Annotated in this window: 16 protein-coding genes; 4 read left to right on the plus strand and 12 right to left on the minus strand. The window is 48.8% G+C overall.

Annotated elements, in window-relative coordinates; genetic code table 11:
- Positions 1 to 15: 15 nt before the first annotated feature.
- Together HGH91_RS22330 and HGH91_RS22335 are read left to right on the plus strand one after the other, a co-directional pair.
- A complete protein-coding gene (locus tag HGH91_RS22330) occupies positions 16 to 915 on the plus strand; it encodes a LysR family transcriptional regulator (RefSeq protein WP_168741021.1) in 900 nt (299 codons plus the stop codon).
- A 78-nt stretch (positions 916 to 993) separates the two neighbouring features.
- A complete protein-coding gene (locus HGH91_RS22335; protein ID WP_168741022.1) occupies positions 994 to 1,263 on the plus strand; it encodes a hypothetical protein in 270 nt (89 codons plus the stop codon).
- 80 nt (positions 1,264 to 1,343) lie between these two features.
- On the opposite strand, the gene HGH91_RS22340 is transcribed toward HGH91_RS22335, so the two are convergent.
- The 8 genes from HGH91_RS22340 to HGH91_RS22375 all read right to left on the minus strand — a co-directional run bounded on the left by HGH91_RS22340 (position 1,344) and on the right by HGH91_RS22375 (position 7,569).
- Entirely contained in the window at positions 1,344 to 2,417 is a 1,074-nt protein-coding gene (locus HGH91_RS22340) for an NADH:flavin oxidoreductase (protein WP_168741023.1), read from the minus strand.
- Positions 2,418 to 2,486: 69 nt separating this feature from the next.
- Positions 2,487 to 3,068 (minus strand): Crp/Fnr family transcriptional regulator, encoded by a 582-nt coding sequence (locus HGH91_RS22345; protein ID WP_168741024.1) that lies wholly within the window; start codon positions 3,066 to 3,068, stop codon positions 2,487 to 2,489.
- 16 nt (positions 3,069 to 3,084) lie between these two features.
- Entirely contained in the window at positions 3,085 to 3,639 is a 555-nt protein-coding gene (locus HGH91_RS22350) for an SMI1/KNR4 family protein (RefSeq protein WP_168741025.1), read from the minus strand.
- A 214-nt stretch (positions 3,640 to 3,853) separates the two neighbouring features.
- On the minus strand, positions 3,854 to 4,576 hold the full coding sequence (locus tag HGH91_RS22355) for a DUF92 domain-containing protein (protein WP_211092392.1): 723 nt from the start codon (positions 4,574 to 4,576) through the stop codon (positions 3,854 to 3,856).
- A gap of 28 nt (positions 4,577 to 4,604) precedes the next feature.
- Positions 4,605 to 5,087, minus strand: coding sequence for a DUF5946 family protein (locus tag HGH91_RS22360; RefSeq protein WP_168741026.1), 483 nt, complete (start codon positions 5,085 to 5,087; stop codon positions 4,605 to 4,607).
- An 18-nt stretch (positions 5,088 to 5,105) separates the two neighbouring features.
- Positions 5,106 to 5,861 (minus strand): MBL fold metallo-hydrolase, encoded by a 756-nt coding sequence (locus tag HGH91_RS22365; protein WP_168741027.1) that lies wholly within the window; start codon positions 5,859 to 5,861, stop codon positions 5,106 to 5,108.
- Positions 5,862 to 6,028: 167 nt separating this feature from the next.
- Positions 6,029 to 6,979: a DUF6600 domain-containing protein gene (locus HGH91_RS22370; protein WP_168741028.1), complete on the minus strand. Its 951-nt coding sequence runs from the start codon at positions 6,977 to 6,979 to the stop codon at positions 6,029 to 6,031.
- Between the two features lie 11 nt (positions 6,980 to 6,990).
- On the minus strand, positions 6,991 to 7,569 hold the full coding sequence (locus HGH91_RS22375; RefSeq protein WP_168741029.1) for a hypothetical protein: 579 nt from the start codon (positions 7,567 to 7,569) through the stop codon (positions 6,991 to 6,993).
- 201 nt (positions 7,570 to 7,770) lie between these two features.
- Here HGH91_RS22375 and HGH91_RS22380 point away from each other — a divergent pair, with 201 nt between their 5' ends.
- Both HGH91_RS22380 and HGH91_RS22385 read left to right on the plus strand, forming a co-directional pair.
- Positions 7,771 to 8,496 (plus strand): hypothetical protein, encoded by a 726-nt coding sequence (locus HGH91_RS22380; protein ID WP_168741030.1) that lies wholly within the window; start codon positions 7,771 to 7,773, stop codon positions 8,494 to 8,496.
- Complete coding sequence (locus HGH91_RS22385; RefSeq protein ID WP_168741031.1) at positions 8,471 to 9,301, plus strand: formylglycine-generating enzyme family protein; 831 nt, start codon at positions 8,471 to 8,473, stop codon at positions 9,299 to 9,301. The genes HGH91_RS22380 and HGH91_RS22385 overlap by 26 nt, the downstream gene beginning before the upstream one ends.
- Before the next feature lie 8 nt (positions 9,302 to 9,309).
- On the opposite strand, the gene HGH91_RS22390 is transcribed toward HGH91_RS22385, so the two are convergent.
- The 4 genes from HGH91_RS22390 to HGH91_RS22405 form a co-directional block, all read right to left on the minus strand.
- The gene (locus tag HGH91_RS22390) at positions 9,310 to 11,115 is read right to left on the minus strand and encodes a right-handed parallel beta-helix repeat-containing protein (RefSeq protein ID WP_168741032.1); all 1,806 of its coding nucleotides are present in this window, start codon (positions 11,113 to 11,115) and stop codon (positions 9,310 to 9,312) included.
- Between the two features lie 116 nt (positions 11,116 to 11,231).
- Complete coding sequence (locus HGH91_RS22395; RefSeq protein WP_247651815.1) at positions 11,232 to 12,533, minus strand: NRAMP family divalent metal transporter; 1,302 nt, start codon at positions 12,531 to 12,533, stop codon at positions 11,232 to 11,234.
- Between the two features lie 99 nt (positions 12,534 to 12,632).
- Positions 12,633 to 13,565 (minus strand): DUF4434 domain-containing protein, encoded by a 933-nt coding sequence (locus HGH91_RS22400; RefSeq protein WP_168741033.1) that lies wholly within the window; start codon positions 13,563 to 13,565, stop codon positions 12,633 to 12,635.
- On the minus strand, positions 13,566 to 14,234 hold the full coding sequence (locus HGH91_RS22405) for a GDSL-type esterase/lipase family protein (RefSeq protein ID WP_168741034.1): 669 nt from the start codon (positions 14,232 to 14,234) through the stop codon (positions 13,566 to 13,568). It lies immediately after the preceding gene.

Genomic DNA, 14,234 nt, shown 5'->3' on the forward strand with positions numbered 1-14,234 from the left:
TAAAATAAGCCCATCATGCTATCCAACCGACACCTGGTATTTATGGAAGTAGCCCATCAGAAAAGCTTTTCAAAAGCCAGTCAGGCATTGTTTATTTCCCAACCTGCGGTGAGCACGCATATCAAAGGACTCGAAGAGCAGTATAAAACGAAACTGTTTGAACGGAAAGGATTACAGATAGAGTTAACAGAAGCGGGACAGCTGTTGTACAGCCGCTTACTGACGGTGAAGCATATACAGCAGGAAACAGAGTTTGATATTTCGGTGATACATGATCAGCAGCAGGCCACCGGTATGCTGAACCTGGGCGCCAGTACCACTGCCGCGCTGTATATCCTGCCCAAGGTAATGTCGGCGTTTCACCGGGAATACCCGCTGGTGGATATTTCATTGCTGAACCGCAACAGCGAAATTGTTTTGCAGGCATTACTGGATAAGGAAATTAATATTGGGGTGACTGAAGAAAAAGGACGGTCGAGTAATATCACTTACCAACCTTTTCTTAAAGACCAGATAGTAGCCGTATGCAGTCGCCAAAACCCGCTGGCAAAGAAAAAAACCTATGCACTGAAAGATATACTGCAAATGCCGGTGGCCATACGCGAACGAGGCAGCGGTACCCTGGAAGCTATTAAAACAGGGCTATGGAAAAGTCGTATCCGGCTTACCGACTTAAAAATCAAAGTGCGGCTGGGTGGTACCGAAGCGTTGAAAAATTTCCTGCTCGAGTCTGGTTGCGTCGGATTTCTATCTACCCGCTCCATCGCTAAAGAGCTGCAACACGGGGAACTTACCATTCTTTCATTTGAGGGGCTGCGGATAGAGCGCAGCTTTTACTTTATACAACGCAAAGGTGAAACCAGTGATCTGAACCGGCGTTTCATTAAACTCGCCAAATCCATTTATAATTATTAATTATAGGTCATAATATTTTCATATAGCTAAGATTATAGTCATAACCCTACATTTGAGGAGTACAAAATATTCCTTTATATGAATATGCTTTTTTATTACGACGAGTTATACAAAGTGGCAGTCGAAAGGATTAATCAGCTGGTAGATATTTCTGTACAGCAAAAGAATACGCTGTTGCAGCGGCTGAAAAGCCAGGCTCCCTTTTTAGCCACCACTACAGAAGATATCGACCTGGTAGCACAACGTATGATGGCATCCTTAGGCTCTATTTTATGCCCTGATGCTGCAGCCGATTTTGCAGGTGGCAGCAAATTACTGGAAATGGAAATGTTAGCTAACGGCGAATAAAAGAAAGGAAGCCGTTAGCGGCTTCTTTCTTCCCCATCCTTTTCCTCCAAACATCCCCCGTAACCCCAATCAGCAGCAAATTACTGTAACGGCGGAAACGGCGTTGCCATGTCTCTTTCAAAATCAGTAAATGCCAGACCTTCCCGCACACGCGCAGGCCAATCAGGATTAGCCAGCGCTGCATGGCCCAGGGAAATAAAATCGGCATGACCTTCTTCCAGTACCCGCCTCGCCACCTCCAGGTTGTGCAACCCACCATTGGCCACCACCGGACGATCTACCATTCGTTTAGCGATAGTGGTGAGTGACAGCTGATCATCATACACCAGCTTTTCCCAGGTGCTTCCTTCCCCTGAAATATGCACATAGTCGACCGATGCCTGTTTCACTTCTGCCAGTAGGCTGGTAGCCGTTTCTACGCCGCCGGGCCAGCGATAACTGCCGTTATTTACCTTGCCTTCCGACAACCGCAACCCGATAATAAAACCGGCTGGCACTTTGGCCCGTATCCCTTCAATAATGGCTGCGATGACCCGGAAACGATGCCGGATACTTCCACCATATTCATCCTCCCGGAGATTGGTATAGTCTGTTAAAAACTGGTCCAGCAGGTAGCCGTTGGCCGCATGTATTTCCACTCCTTGAAACCCCGCCACCAGGGCATTTTCGGCCGATTGTACGTAACCTGCTATCGCTGCCTGTATATCGGCTGTTGTCATAGCCGCCGGCAGGGGGAAAGGGCCATCGCCACCACCATAGGATGCTAACTTTTTCCCCATAGGCTGTACTGCCGAAGGAGCCAGGGTATGCATCAAATGCTGGGACAATGCACCTGCATGCATCAGTTGTGCAATAAATATACTGCCCTGTGCCTTTACGACCCCGGCAATAGCCCGCCAGCCGGCTATCTGCGCCGGTGTTATTATTCCCGGCTGGTGAGGATATGCCTGGCTGGCCAGGGCATCGGTATATAATCCTTCTGTGATAATGATCCCGAAGCCGCCGGCGGCAAATTTTTCGTAATAGGCTTGCATAACGTCAGTAGGCACTCCCTGTAAGGTAGCACTGGCGCGACTCATAGGCGCTACTACCGTTCTGTTCTTTGCCGGTAACAAAGCATGGTCGAATGCTGCTAAAATAGGATGTGTGGTCATATTTGCTTTTTTAAGCAAATTTGAGCGATGCCCGCTCCCTCCACAATGACAAATGATAATAAATGGGGGTTACCTGGAAGTTTTGGCTATTTTATTCCGCAAGCGGCTCAGCGATTCGCGGGTAATACCCAGGTAGGCGGCCACCTGGTGCTGGGGTAGCCGGGTTTCAAAGAAAGGATAAGCTGCTACAAATGCCTGGTATCTTTCCAGCGCAGGTTTCTGTAACCATAATATTCTTCGCTGCAGGGCCGCATAAGCGCGCTGGGAAATGATGCGGTAATAACGCTCTACCGCCGGTATCTCATTAAATAATAATTCCAGCTGCGACTTGCTGATCTGCCACACCACACCTGGTTCCAACACATCTATATTAAACCGGGAAGGCGTTCCGGTCAACAGGCTATCCAGGTCTGTTATCCACCACCCTTCTATACTGAATTGCAATACATTTTCCTTACCGGTACTATCTGTTTCATATTGACGGCAGCAGCCTTTCTCTATGAAAAATTCGTACCGGCATACCTCCCCTTCCCGCAACAGGAATTGGTGGCGGCGAACGGGCAACGATTCAAAAAAGGAGGGAATACGTTGCTGTTCTTCCGCGGTTAATGATACGTGTTGTGCAATAGTGCTAATCAGCAACTGGCTCATCAAAAATGATTAAATATTACTTTACCCGGAACTTTTTAGGATAACCTGCCGGCGACGTTATTTCAAAAAACTCATCTTCATTATCAGAAGGCGCTGCGGCATAATACTGGTTCAGCGCGGCGATCAGCGACACCAGGTCGGGTGCTATCACGGGACGGTCGTTGTCGGCATGCCAGAACTCCAGTAGTTGTCCCGCCTGCCCGGTAAATAATCCATGCGCATCGTAGCAGATATAATCGCCGCCACCGTTGTGAAACAAAGGCCACCAGCCGGCATGCCACCAGTTGTCTATTTGAAAGTCAGTTCCTATCATCCCCGTTAGTTCCACCATGGTATCCATGGCATCTTCCAGCGGAACAAAAGTAGAATTATTTACAAACGCGTCGAAGCTCTTAAATGACTGTCCATTTCTCCACTGGTATAAAGCGGCCACCGGCGCGGGTATTACGCAGTTGTACTTTTGTTCGAGCGCTTTGATATCTCCGGGTGTCAGGGCTGGATTCAGATCGGCCAGGAGATCAGGGCGTTGCGCCTCCAGGTATTGCTCCAGTAATGCCAGTTGTTCCTGCATAAATGAAAGTGGGTTTAATAGCGTCAAATATACGATACAGGCAGCTGAAAGCATAAAACAATTGATTGCCATTCGCTGTACCAGATATCGCCCCCCTGGCCGCCGGGCATATCTACATTCGAACAACTGATCCTGGAAGTTTTCCTAACATTTCATCAAACTCTGTGAAAATGAAAAAATTATAGGATTCCCTGGTACCACGCTAACAAATACACTAAAAAACTAAATATACCGCTGCTGCTATCAATCCTCCTGATAGCGTATTCAAAAAATTGACCGTATTATTTCCTATTACCTGTTTACGTTCCAACGTGGCTCCCAGCAAGGAATCAACCACATTACCCAGTATGCCGCCTATCAGCACCAACAACGCGCGGCTATATCCTCCAAAAAAAAACCAGTATAACACGGCCAATAATAATGCGCCTGCAGCGCCCAACAGCGTGCCTTCCAGGCTGATCACCCCATCTAATCCCTTTGCCTCTTTTTTGAAGGTGAGTATATTCCGGAAGTTGCGGCCATATACCGTTCCCAGTTCAGATGATACGGTATCTGCAGTAGCTGCTGCTAAACTCCCTGCTGCCATCAGTATAAATAAACGTTCGTGGTCGGGGTATAAAAGTGCGAGCAGGGCTGCTATGCCGGCTACGCCTCCATTGGCAAATACCTGCCCGGCGGTTCGCTTTTCTGCATGTTGTTCTCCCGGCGCGGTTTTCAGCCCTTTTTTATGCCCGGTAGCTGCCACACCGGTGATAAAGAAAGTACCTAACAGTAATAACCCTCCGTAGCCGATGCCGAGGGCAACGCACATACCCAGTATGGCGGCGGTAACGGCGGCGGGGCCGGTAAGCTTTCCTTTTTTTACACAAAGAAATGCGACGATAATAATGATTATCGCCGCAATAGCCAGTTCTGGTAAAGAAGTGAGTTGCATCATGGGATGCAAAACTATACAAATGTTTCTTTTAAATATAGGGAGTTGCTTTTTCCTTTACCCAGTTGTGGTAAGGCGCCCAGCTATCCCATACTGCCCGGGCCCATTTTTGCATCGCAGCATATAGCTCGTCTCCACCCGGCGCTTTCAGTGCATCCTGTACTGTTATACCCGCCGGTGTAGCCGGGGGCGTTAGCTGTTCCCAGGTTTGCTTCACGATAATGCTGTGTACATGTTGCACCTGCCTCCCGGTAAAACCATGCTCCAGTGCCAGGTACAGCCCTATCAGTGCGTAGGCGGTGGTCATCGGTTTAGACACGCCGCCGGCATGCTGAGCGCCATAGGCATCTACTGCCAGCTGGTGACGGAAATCCGGGTGCTTCATTGCAAAGGTGCGAATAGACAGTTCGTTGAAAAGATCTTCGCATTCGCCGGAAGCATTGTACCTGTCGGATGGCGCCAGCTGGGCGTCTGCGAGCTGCAGCAGGCAGCCGGGGCAAATGATTTTACTCATGCTACATGGATTAATGGTTTATTTCGCGTACCAGTCGCGCAACCGCACATCGATATGCTTGTTGCCCGCATCAACGAGTTTTTTAAACTGGTTCACATCACTCAAACCGTTCTTGCCGCGATAGTGATATGGATATACGATTTTTGGTTTGAATGCCAATACCGCATCTGCTGCCTCGGGTACATCCATAGTATAGGGCAGGTTCATGCATACAAAGGCTATGTCGATATTTTTCAGGCTACGCATTTCAGGGATGCCTTGTGTATCTCCGGAGATATATACCTGTTTTTTACCAATGGTGAGTACGTAACCATTTCCCCTGCCTTTGGTATGCATGGCGGTGGGACTCTCAGGCAGGTTATACATAGGCAGGGTGGTAATGGCAAAACCGGCTTCGGTTTGCTGATCGCCATTTTTCATGATCACCACGCCTTTTTTATCGGCTTCCGGTAGTTTCTCCGCCACTGCTGCCGGCACTACCAGGATGGTATTGGGAGTACGGATGGCGGTGAGGGTAGCCGGATCAAAATGGTCGCCGTGTATATCTGTTACCAGGATCAGATCTGGCGCTGCCAGGCCCTGGTATTTTCCGGCGCCGCCTACCGGGTCTATATAAATCGTTTTGCCGCTAGCCTGTAATACCAGGCTGGCGTGTTCAATGGGCTGAATGGTTAACGACCCGGCTGCGGTGTTGACTACATCCGGTTTAATGCGCTGGGCATATACGATGGCAGTAACCAATAAAAAACATAAAGAGAGGATAGTACGCTTCATAAAAAAAGATTGTGTCTATAAATTTAAGTAAAAAGAGGCACGCAAAGGAGCTAAGAAGCAAAGCAACAAAGAAATTTATAAGCTCCTTAACAGCTTATGTTTTGACAAAATGCCTTTGCTGCTTTGCTTCTTAGCTCCTTTGCGTGCCTCCTGTTTTCGGCTTTTTACTAATGCCTTCCCCCTACGCGGCTACCGCCGCCACCTACCCTGTTTACGGGCAATTGCTGTACATTCATCCGTTGTTCGGGTGGACGGGCAGTAGGCCAGTTATCATCGATCCGTACCGGCCTGGCCACATTTTGCTGCGCCTGCCTGAATTCCCGTGGCCGTGGCGCTGTTACCCTGCCGGTACCTCCATCGCCCGGGCGCATTACCTGCGGACGATAGACATGCATTTCATTGCCTTCGTGTTTTACCAGGTTAGCGGTGTTGACCGGTCTGATAGGCACTGGCATTACCGTGCGATGGGTATATTGCGCTACTTCGTTGGCAGCAGGCCCCCTGGAATAATATTGATTATGCATGCTGGTACTACCAAAGTTATTGATGATAGTAACCCGGCCGGAGATATTAGTTACCGATCCCGGCCGTTGGAGAACGCGGCCCAGGTTATGATCATAAATGTGTTCCCGGGGACAAACATTCCAATAGAAGTCGTGCGGACGCCAGGCGCCAAATTGCGCCCCAGCGTTTACATCGGGCATGAGGGGCGCCCAGCAATAGCTGCCATCCAGCGATCCCCAGGTAACCCATGCGGGCGACCAAACATAACCGGGCACCCATAACCAGCCATACGCATTGTCATACAGCCAGCGGCCATAGTGAAACGGCGCCCACCCCCAGCTATAATCAGACATCCACGCCCAGCCTTCGTCGCTATAGTCCCAATACCCATTGCTGGCATAGGGCCTGAAATCATCATCTGCGTTCGGGCTCCATACATTCCCGTAGCCAGGATAGTCCATCCAGGTACCATAAGGCGATAAATCGTCGTAAAAGGTCTGGTAGGTAATATTGCCGTTGGCCGGCCCCTGGAGCTGATCCATACTATGCGTGGTAGCACAGCTGTTTACCAGGAAACCAACTAACAGCAATATCCACATCGTTTTGTTGAACATGGTATAACCTTTCAAAATTTAATGTCACTCATTTCTGCAAAAAACTCTACATTTCCGAGCATATCTACTCTCAATACAACCGGTTGATTCTTTTTATCCTTCAGTTCTATAAAATAATTATCAGCGTCTTCAAACTGCATTCCGTAAAGGATCATATCCGTTTCATTAGCTTCGTTATCATCAAAAAAGACGACCGGCGCCTTCTCGTAATTCGAAAAATGCTTTGCGATATCTTTCTGCGCCGCTACCGGTAAATCAGTAAACTTTGCCGGGGCAGTAGTACCTACCAGCTTGGCATCGTAGTCGTAATAAGCCGACATGGGCATACCTTTCTCATTAAGAAAAGATACCTTGTCGAAATACACGTCGTGGGTCCAAACCATGTTGGTGGTATGGTCAAAATCCCGGTCGAACGCCTGTTTTGACTGAAAACTGACCTCGGAGCTTTTAAGCTCTCTCAGGGTTATTTTGCGCTCGTGGCGTTCTTTACGGGCTTCTTTGCGGGACCCGGACATGGCAAAGGTGCTGGACTGCGCATAAACGGAGCAGGTGACTGCTGTGAAGGCGAGGAGCATGATTACTTTTTTCATACCAGGATAATTTAAACATTCACAATAGGCAGTGCAGTCGCGGGTAAATGGTCTATATGGAGTAACAACAGTCTACGACGGAGGTTCGAAATTATATGTTAAAAATAGGGGTGCTGCTCCACAAAATGGCCGGGGCTGGCAGCCGATGTTTGGCAATTCCTCCGCGCTGTTTTAACTTCCCGCAAAATTTTTAAGTACTGTATGAAAAAAGTGATCGCCCTCCTTGTCCTGGTAACCTTGTACCAACATAGCTTTGCCCAGGAAAACTCCAATGAATCCTATGAAAAATACCGCCAGAAAATAACCCGGCCTCCTTACGGATTGGAGAAAGTGCTGGCCCTTATCAAAAATGTTCCCTCAGACGAAAATGAAAACCTGCCTATCGCTCAAAAAGACTACCTGGCGTTGTCGCTGCGGGAAAAGTTCACCTATCACATGATCCACGCGGAAACCTATAGCCAGAACTGCGATGCGATACCGCCGGACCCCGACTTACAGAAAAAGATTTTCGGGCAGCTGCCGGACGCTTTCGGCGATTTCAGCTGGAGCGAGCGCCAGGGCAATTTCTTCCAGGCCAACCGCGACTCTGTGATAGCCCTGATGACCGAATCGATCGGCAGAACCAACCGCATAGGCATTAACTATAAAAAAGCCATTGCAGATGTCAATGCCCGTGAGATGATTCCTCTGCTGATCAGTGTATACAACCGCGATCATAAGGATCATGATATACTGACCGTATTGATGTTACTGATGAAAAAGAATGAATACGGACCTTTTATGTCCTCCGCCTCCTTTAAAAAATTATATGCCAGCACCGACTACGAAAGCAGTTACCGGGCGGCGCTCACTTTAAATACCGCCAACGAAGAGCTGATTATCCAGCGGGCAAAAAGCTTTTATGATACGCTTCCTAAGAACCATTAGTACAGCGCTGCTGCTGGTCAGCGTATATACCTGCGCCGCACAATGGCGTTGCGGGTATATATTGGTGGCCAAAGGCCGGTACTGGATAGGGAAGCAACAACATACCCTGAATCCACGGCGGCTGGCAAACGTTGACTCCTTTTACATTGCCGGCTGTGAAACTACCAACGAGGAGTTTATGGCGTTTGTGAAGGCTACGGGTTATGTTACCGATGCGGAGCAACGCCATGATGCGCTGGTATTTGTACCTGGACTGGCAGAATTTGAATGGCATAACGATAGCAGCGCCTGTTGGCGTTCCCCCAACGGCGTGAGTGCCGGCGGTATCGACCACAAAATGAATCACCCGGTTACCTGCATCAGCTACCACGATGCACAGGTCTATTGTGAATGGGCTGGTGTGCGGCTTCCTACGTTGGAAGAGTGGGAAATAGCGTCCCGCGCGGGTGCTGCCACCGATTATTTTTTCGGGAGACAACAAACGGATATTGGCCGCTATGCCAATATCTGGCGGGCAAAGGATCACCTGCAGGCCGACAGCTCAGACGGATTTATGTATACCTCGCCGGTGGGCAGTTTCGAGCCCAATGCCTGGGGGTTGTATGATGTATATGGAAATGTATTTGAATTTTGCAGCGGGAAAGTACGCCCCGATGAAAAACCGTCGCTGGCGCATGCCCGCGGCGGCTCCTGGTGGTGCAGCGCGGCGTCCTGTTCGTTCTTTAACTCTGTGGATATAGGGCGGGTAAATAAACGGGCATCTTTCAGCAACCAGGGCTTCCGGGTGGCGAAAGATGCCCGCTAACTACGTAGTTACTTTACCGTTAGGTCGGTACGCAATTCCTTACGCGACATTTGTTCCAGCTGCACCTCCGGCTTAAAAGGCAGGCTGGATTCATTATCGCTGATCGTCACCTTTTCACAGGCGGTGAGCTTAAACGCTGCCCGCTCCGCTCCTGCCGGCAAGTAATCTTTCATCCAGGTAAAGCGGTTATTGCGGAAGATAAGATGGCCGGTACTCCTGGCGGTCAACACCGGGTAGTCGTATAATTTAAAGGTATTGTCAGTGATACGGATATTCCGGTGTACCATATATCCTGGCACCAGTTCATGATTTTCCGGCGCAATGGCAATGACGTAATTGTCCGGCGACTGGTTATACCCCACTCCTTCAAAAGTATTACCCGTAATGGATACATCCTGTACAGGCCCCGATTCGTACCAGCTGCTGGCGTCATCGGCGATCAGGATCGCATGCATACCGGTGCGGTAAAATGTGTTGTCGGCAATCACTACCTTCTTGCGGGTAGTTACCAGTAATCCACGGGTATTGACGCCTTCAAAAATACTATTTCGTATTGTCACCGACGGTGTCCAGGTAATATTCTCGAGGCAGTCGCCAATGCGGGTGGCAGCCGGTACGTCCTTGTCGAGCGTGACTTCCATTTCACGTGGCGATAACATTTTGGCATCTGCTACTTTAGCCATGCCATACCCCTGCAGGGCAGCGCTATGTACCAGCATTATGCTGTCGCCGGCAAAGAAGGCAGCGAAGCCATAGGTTTGGTGGTGCATAAAACGCAGCTTCAATACCCGCGATGATATTTTTTCAGCGATTTGCAGATGCGTGCCATGCACGTTTACCGGGTCATCATGCAAGCCCTTAAAGTGGGCCCCGGTAATGGTGATATCGCCTTTACAACCGGAGAAGTGCATACCATCCGCAAAGGAAGCCATGGCCCTTCCACTGTGGGAAGCCGGCATAATCCGTACACCGCTATAATGAAGATTTTCACAAAACTGCGCTACAATGCCCAGGCCATGCATATAATGCATATTGATATTTTCCAGCTGTATGTTGCGGCAATGTTGCATAAAGGCGCCTACCTGGTCACGGATACCATCCCTGACAGTTAAGATATTACCCGGCACCCCTTTGAATGAGGAAAAGTCGCCGGTAAACTGTACCACACCCGGCGCCAGCAGCACAGCTTTGCTTTTATAAAAAGGACTCCAGGACGAGTAAGTATACATACCTTTCGCAGTGTCTGCCAATACCGCGTGGAACTGCTGCAGTTTCCATTTCTCCCCATACCATTCCAGTCGCTCATCGAGAATGGCAAACCTGGAATCCCGGTGAATAACAGCGGTTACCTGTTGTGGTGTAACTGTTCGCAGCGTCATTTCTGACATGGAAGGACGTTCTGCGTTTACACTGATATTGCGCAACCTGATATCTTCACAATGATCAAACAACCAGGTGATCATCTTCCCGTGAAATACCAGCGAAGCGCCATGCCCCTCGATGGTGAGCCCCTTAAAGTTCTCAAAAAACAATCCGATGGTTTTTATCTTGTCGGGCACTTCCTCTTCATCGGAAGTATTGGAAATAAAGTACGTTTTCTTTACGGCACTGTCGGGATAAAAATCATAGCGACCGGGCTGGAATTCCAGTACGGCGCCGGGAATATTTCTACAGGCGGCAATGGCTTCCTGTACTTTCACCGTAGCATCTTTAAAAGTGTTGGGTGGCATATTCACGGATATGCGCTGCTGGCTGGCTACTGTGAGCGACAACAGCAGGGCCGGAACGATGATCAAAGCGGAAAAGCGATTCATGTATTTATCTTCATTGACTGTTCAGAAGTACTTTATTATATGGAGATACAATAAACAGCATAAAGTGAATCACTCCTAATCCTTTTCTCCCCAAAACAAATACTATTTTCATCCTCCTAAAAGAGAGAATAAATCAAAGCCGCAGCGGCAGCCGTCATCAGCACGAGCGTGAGTGCCCCCAGGAGGTTGGAAAACCAGGAGTTGGTATATTCCTTCATGATTTTTTTATTGTTGCCGATATGCATAATCATAGCAATCATCACAGGAGCCGTTAGCCCATATACAACGGCAGTATAGAGCAAAGCCTTCATGGGACTAACGCCCAGGAAATCGAGTGATAACCCTACCAGGAGGGAGATGATGATAGAGATATAAAACGATTTGGCTTCCGCGAATGTTTTGTCCAGGCCTTCTTCCCAGCCCAGGGTTTCCGCCAGCATATAAGACTGCGAACCCGTAAGTACGGGAATAGCCAGCAACCCGGTGCCCAGCACCCCCAGGGTAAACATCAGGGAAGCTAGTTTGCCAACCAGGGGTTCCAGCGCTTTGGCCGCCTGGTCTACAGTTTCCACCTGGTTGATTCCTGCAGAAAATAATACACTGCCCGTAGTAAGGATAATGAAGAACATCACGATGTTGGAAAACAACATACCAGCATTCACATCTGTTCTCATGTCTTTCAACATCCGTTTATCTACCCATATGCCCTGCGCTCCGTTCTTCCCATTACCGCTATGCTCCTGCTCTTCCGCTTCCATGGTGGTTTGCCAGAAAAACAGGTAAGGAGAAATGGTGGTCCCTAAAATGGCGACAATGATGGAGAGATAATCATTATTCCATTGTATATCGGGGATAAAGGTGTGCTTCAAAATGTCCATCCAGTTGAGCTGCAGGAGGAAAGGCACTACCAGGTACAGGAATAGCGATACACAGAGCCATTTCAGGATCATGGCAATTTTCTGATAAGAATACCGGATGATCATAAACATCATCAGGGCGGTAATAGCCACGCAAAATACCCATACCGGCACGGTGGGCACCATCATATGACATACCGCGCCCATTCCCTGTATATCAGCGCCTACATTAAGCGTAATAGCCGGAAAGCTGAACAACAGCATCAGGTATAATACCGGGCGGGGATAATATTGTTTTAAGGTAACCGTTAACCCCTGGGAAGTGACGATACCGATACGGGCGCACATGCCCTGTACTGCAGCCATCAGCGGAAAGCTGAGCAGCGCCGTCCACAGTGTAGCCAATCCAAATTGTGCGCCGGCCTGTGAATAGGTGGCTATGCCGGAAGGATCGTCATCACTGGCGCCGGTAATCAGCCCCGGACCTAATTTTTTAAGGAATCTGCCTATGAGTGTGTCAGCAAATTTTTTGCGCATGTACCAGTCAAATAAGGATTTCAAAAGTTGCCCAAATTTAAACATAAAACAGCGCATTCACATGGGGTATAAAAAACAAAGGCCGATCCAGGTGGATCAGCCCCGTTTTAACAACCGTTCCCCTCAGAACGTGTGCATATATTCCTTGTACCGGTTGTACAAGTGTCCCGCCTGCAGGTAGGCCGACTGGGGACTCATAAAGTGTGAAAATTCAAAAGTGATCGCCTTATCATAACCGGCTTTCCTGGCTGCTTCCAGCTTAAGTCGCAGTTTTTCAAATTTGATGGGGAAAAATTTGATGGGCATGTCCCGGTCAAAACTTTCAGCATTGGTCCAGCATTGCAGTCCATAACGGTCTGCCATCATTTTATTTACCCGGAAAAAGTCTTCCAGTTCATGGTAATCGATATGTCCATCCTGGAAAGCAACGGCATCCACCGCACCGCGGATGCCATCGAAGATTTCGCTCCACTCTTTTTCATGTTCCTGCAACGATACCGCATCTGCCTTGGTGAGACCGGCAGACGCCGCCATTACAGCTTTTTTCCCATCTATCCAGGGCGATATCAATGTAGGCAGCCCGTTACTCACTTCCTTGCATTGCAGGCCCAGCGTGCGGAATGCGGTAGCGGCGCCTTTGGTTTTGCGGCTGATCTCCATACTGAGATACCAGCCTTTAAAACTTTTATGATGACCATACGTTTTCCACACTTCGTCTATCACAAAGCGGTTGCTGTCAATTTCATGATACATGTCGCCGGTGTCCCAATATTTGCCACTATCATACAGCCCGAAATAAAACTGCATATCCATTTCATCGGCCAGTTCCAGGTACATCTTTACCAGGTCGACCGGTGGCTCATAAGCGCCGAATTCCTTTATAAGGTAGCGGGAGGGATAGGTCAGAAATTTACGATAACCGCTACGAATCAGGATAACAGTGTCGATGCCGATGGCTTTCATATGCTCAAAATCTTTCCGCCATTCTGCCCTACCCCAGTTCTGATGCGGGATATCGTGGCTGATCTCATCTAAGAAAGTGCCGGTAATTTTCATTTATAAATATTTTTTTCGTTGCAGTATACTTTTCCAGACCAGGTACCCGGCGCCTTTTAAATGCAGTCCATCGTTGGTATAATCGGTACTCAGCTTTCCTTCACTATCGCACAGGGCATCGTGCAAATTTACGTAGGTGTATCCCCGTTGTACCGCCATGCGTTCCAGCTGCTGGTTAATAGCGGCAATTTGTGCTTCCTTGTGCTGATGCCGGGCAAACTCCGTAAACTGATCGTTGGTAGGCAGGATGCTTTGTACATATAGCTTGGTGGCGGGCGACTCCCGGCGGATACGATCCACGATCTTCGCATAGTTGCTGATAATCACACTATCGGGTACGCCATTGGCCAGGTCGTTGATACCGATCATGAGGAAGATGCGGGAAGGCTTACGGCGCGTGACTTCCGACAACCGGTTCAAAATACCCGCGGTCATATCGCCGCTGATACCCCGGTTCTTGATCTTACAGTTTTTAAACAGATCTGCCCATTCTGCGATATCTGTAATACTATCTCCCAGGAAAATAATTTCGCCAGCCTCCGTATCAGGGATCAGGTTAAACTGCGTTACCTTTTGCCGGTAATAAGTGCTGCCATAAGTACTGTCGTACTGGGCGGCGGCACTCAGCGGCAGCAGCAGCCCCGCTGCCAATATCATGCGTTTCATCAT

This window comes from Chitinophaga eiseniae, assembly GCF_012641265.1.
GTDB lineage: Bacteria > Bacteroidota > Bacteroidia > Chitinophagales > Chitinophagaceae > Chitinophaga > Chitinophaga eiseniae_A.

Coding starts and splice junctions, on each gene's coding strand:
- HGH91_RS22330 (WP_168741021.1), top strand. CDS start 16: ATGCTATCCAACCGACACCTGGTATTTATGGAAGTAGCCCATCAGAAA.
- HGH91_RS22335 (WP_168741022.1), top strand. CDS start 994: ATGAATATGCTTTTTTATTACGACGAGTTATACAAAGTGGCAGTCGAA.
- HGH91_RS22340 (WP_168741023.1), bottom strand. CDS start 2,417: ATGACCACACATCCTATTTTAGCAGCATTCGACCATGCTTTGTTACCG.
- HGH91_RS22345 (WP_168741024.1), bottom strand. CDS start 3,068: ATGAGCCAGTTGCTGATTAGCACTATTGCACAACACGTATCATTAACC.
- HGH91_RS22350 (WP_168741025.1), bottom strand. CDS start 3,639: ATGCAGGAACAACTGGCATTACTGGAGCAATACCTGGAGGCGCAACGC.
- HGH91_RS22355 (WP_211092392.1), bottom strand. CDS start 4,576: ATGATGCAACTCACTTCTTTACCAGAACTGGCTATTGCGGCGATAATC.
- HGH91_RS22360 (WP_168741026.1), bottom strand. CDS start 5,087: ATGAGTAAAATCATTTGCCCCGGCTGCCTGCTGCAGCTCGCAGACGCC.
- HGH91_RS22365 (WP_168741027.1), bottom strand. CDS start 5,861: ATGAAGCGTACTATCCTCTCTTTATGTTTTTTATTGGTTACTGCCATC.
- HGH91_RS22370 (WP_168741028.1), bottom strand. CDS start 6,979: ATGTTCAACAAAACGATGTGGATATTGCTGTTAGTTGGTTTCCTGGTA.
- HGH91_RS22375 (WP_168741029.1), bottom strand. CDS start 7,569: ATGAAAAAAGTAATCATGCTCCTCGCCTTCACAGCAGTCACCTGCTCC.
- HGH91_RS22380 (WP_168741030.1), top strand. CDS start 7,771: ATGAAAAAAGTGATCGCCCTCCTTGTCCTGGTAACCTTGTACCAACAT.
- HGH91_RS22385 (WP_168741031.1), top strand. CDS start 8,471: ATGATACGCTTCCTAAGAACCATTAGTACAGCGCTGCTGCTGGTCAGC.
- HGH91_RS22390 (WP_168741032.1), bottom strand. CDS start 11,115: ATGAATCGCTTTTCCGCTTTGATCATCGTTCCGGCCCTGCTGTTGTCG.
- HGH91_RS22400 (WP_168741033.1), bottom strand. CDS start 13,565: ATGAAAATTACCGGCACTTTCTTAGATGAGATCAGCCACGATATCCCG.
- HGH91_RS22405 (WP_168741034.1), bottom strand. CDS start 14,234: ATGATGAAACGCATGATATTGGCAGCGGGGCTGCTGCTGCCGCTGAGT.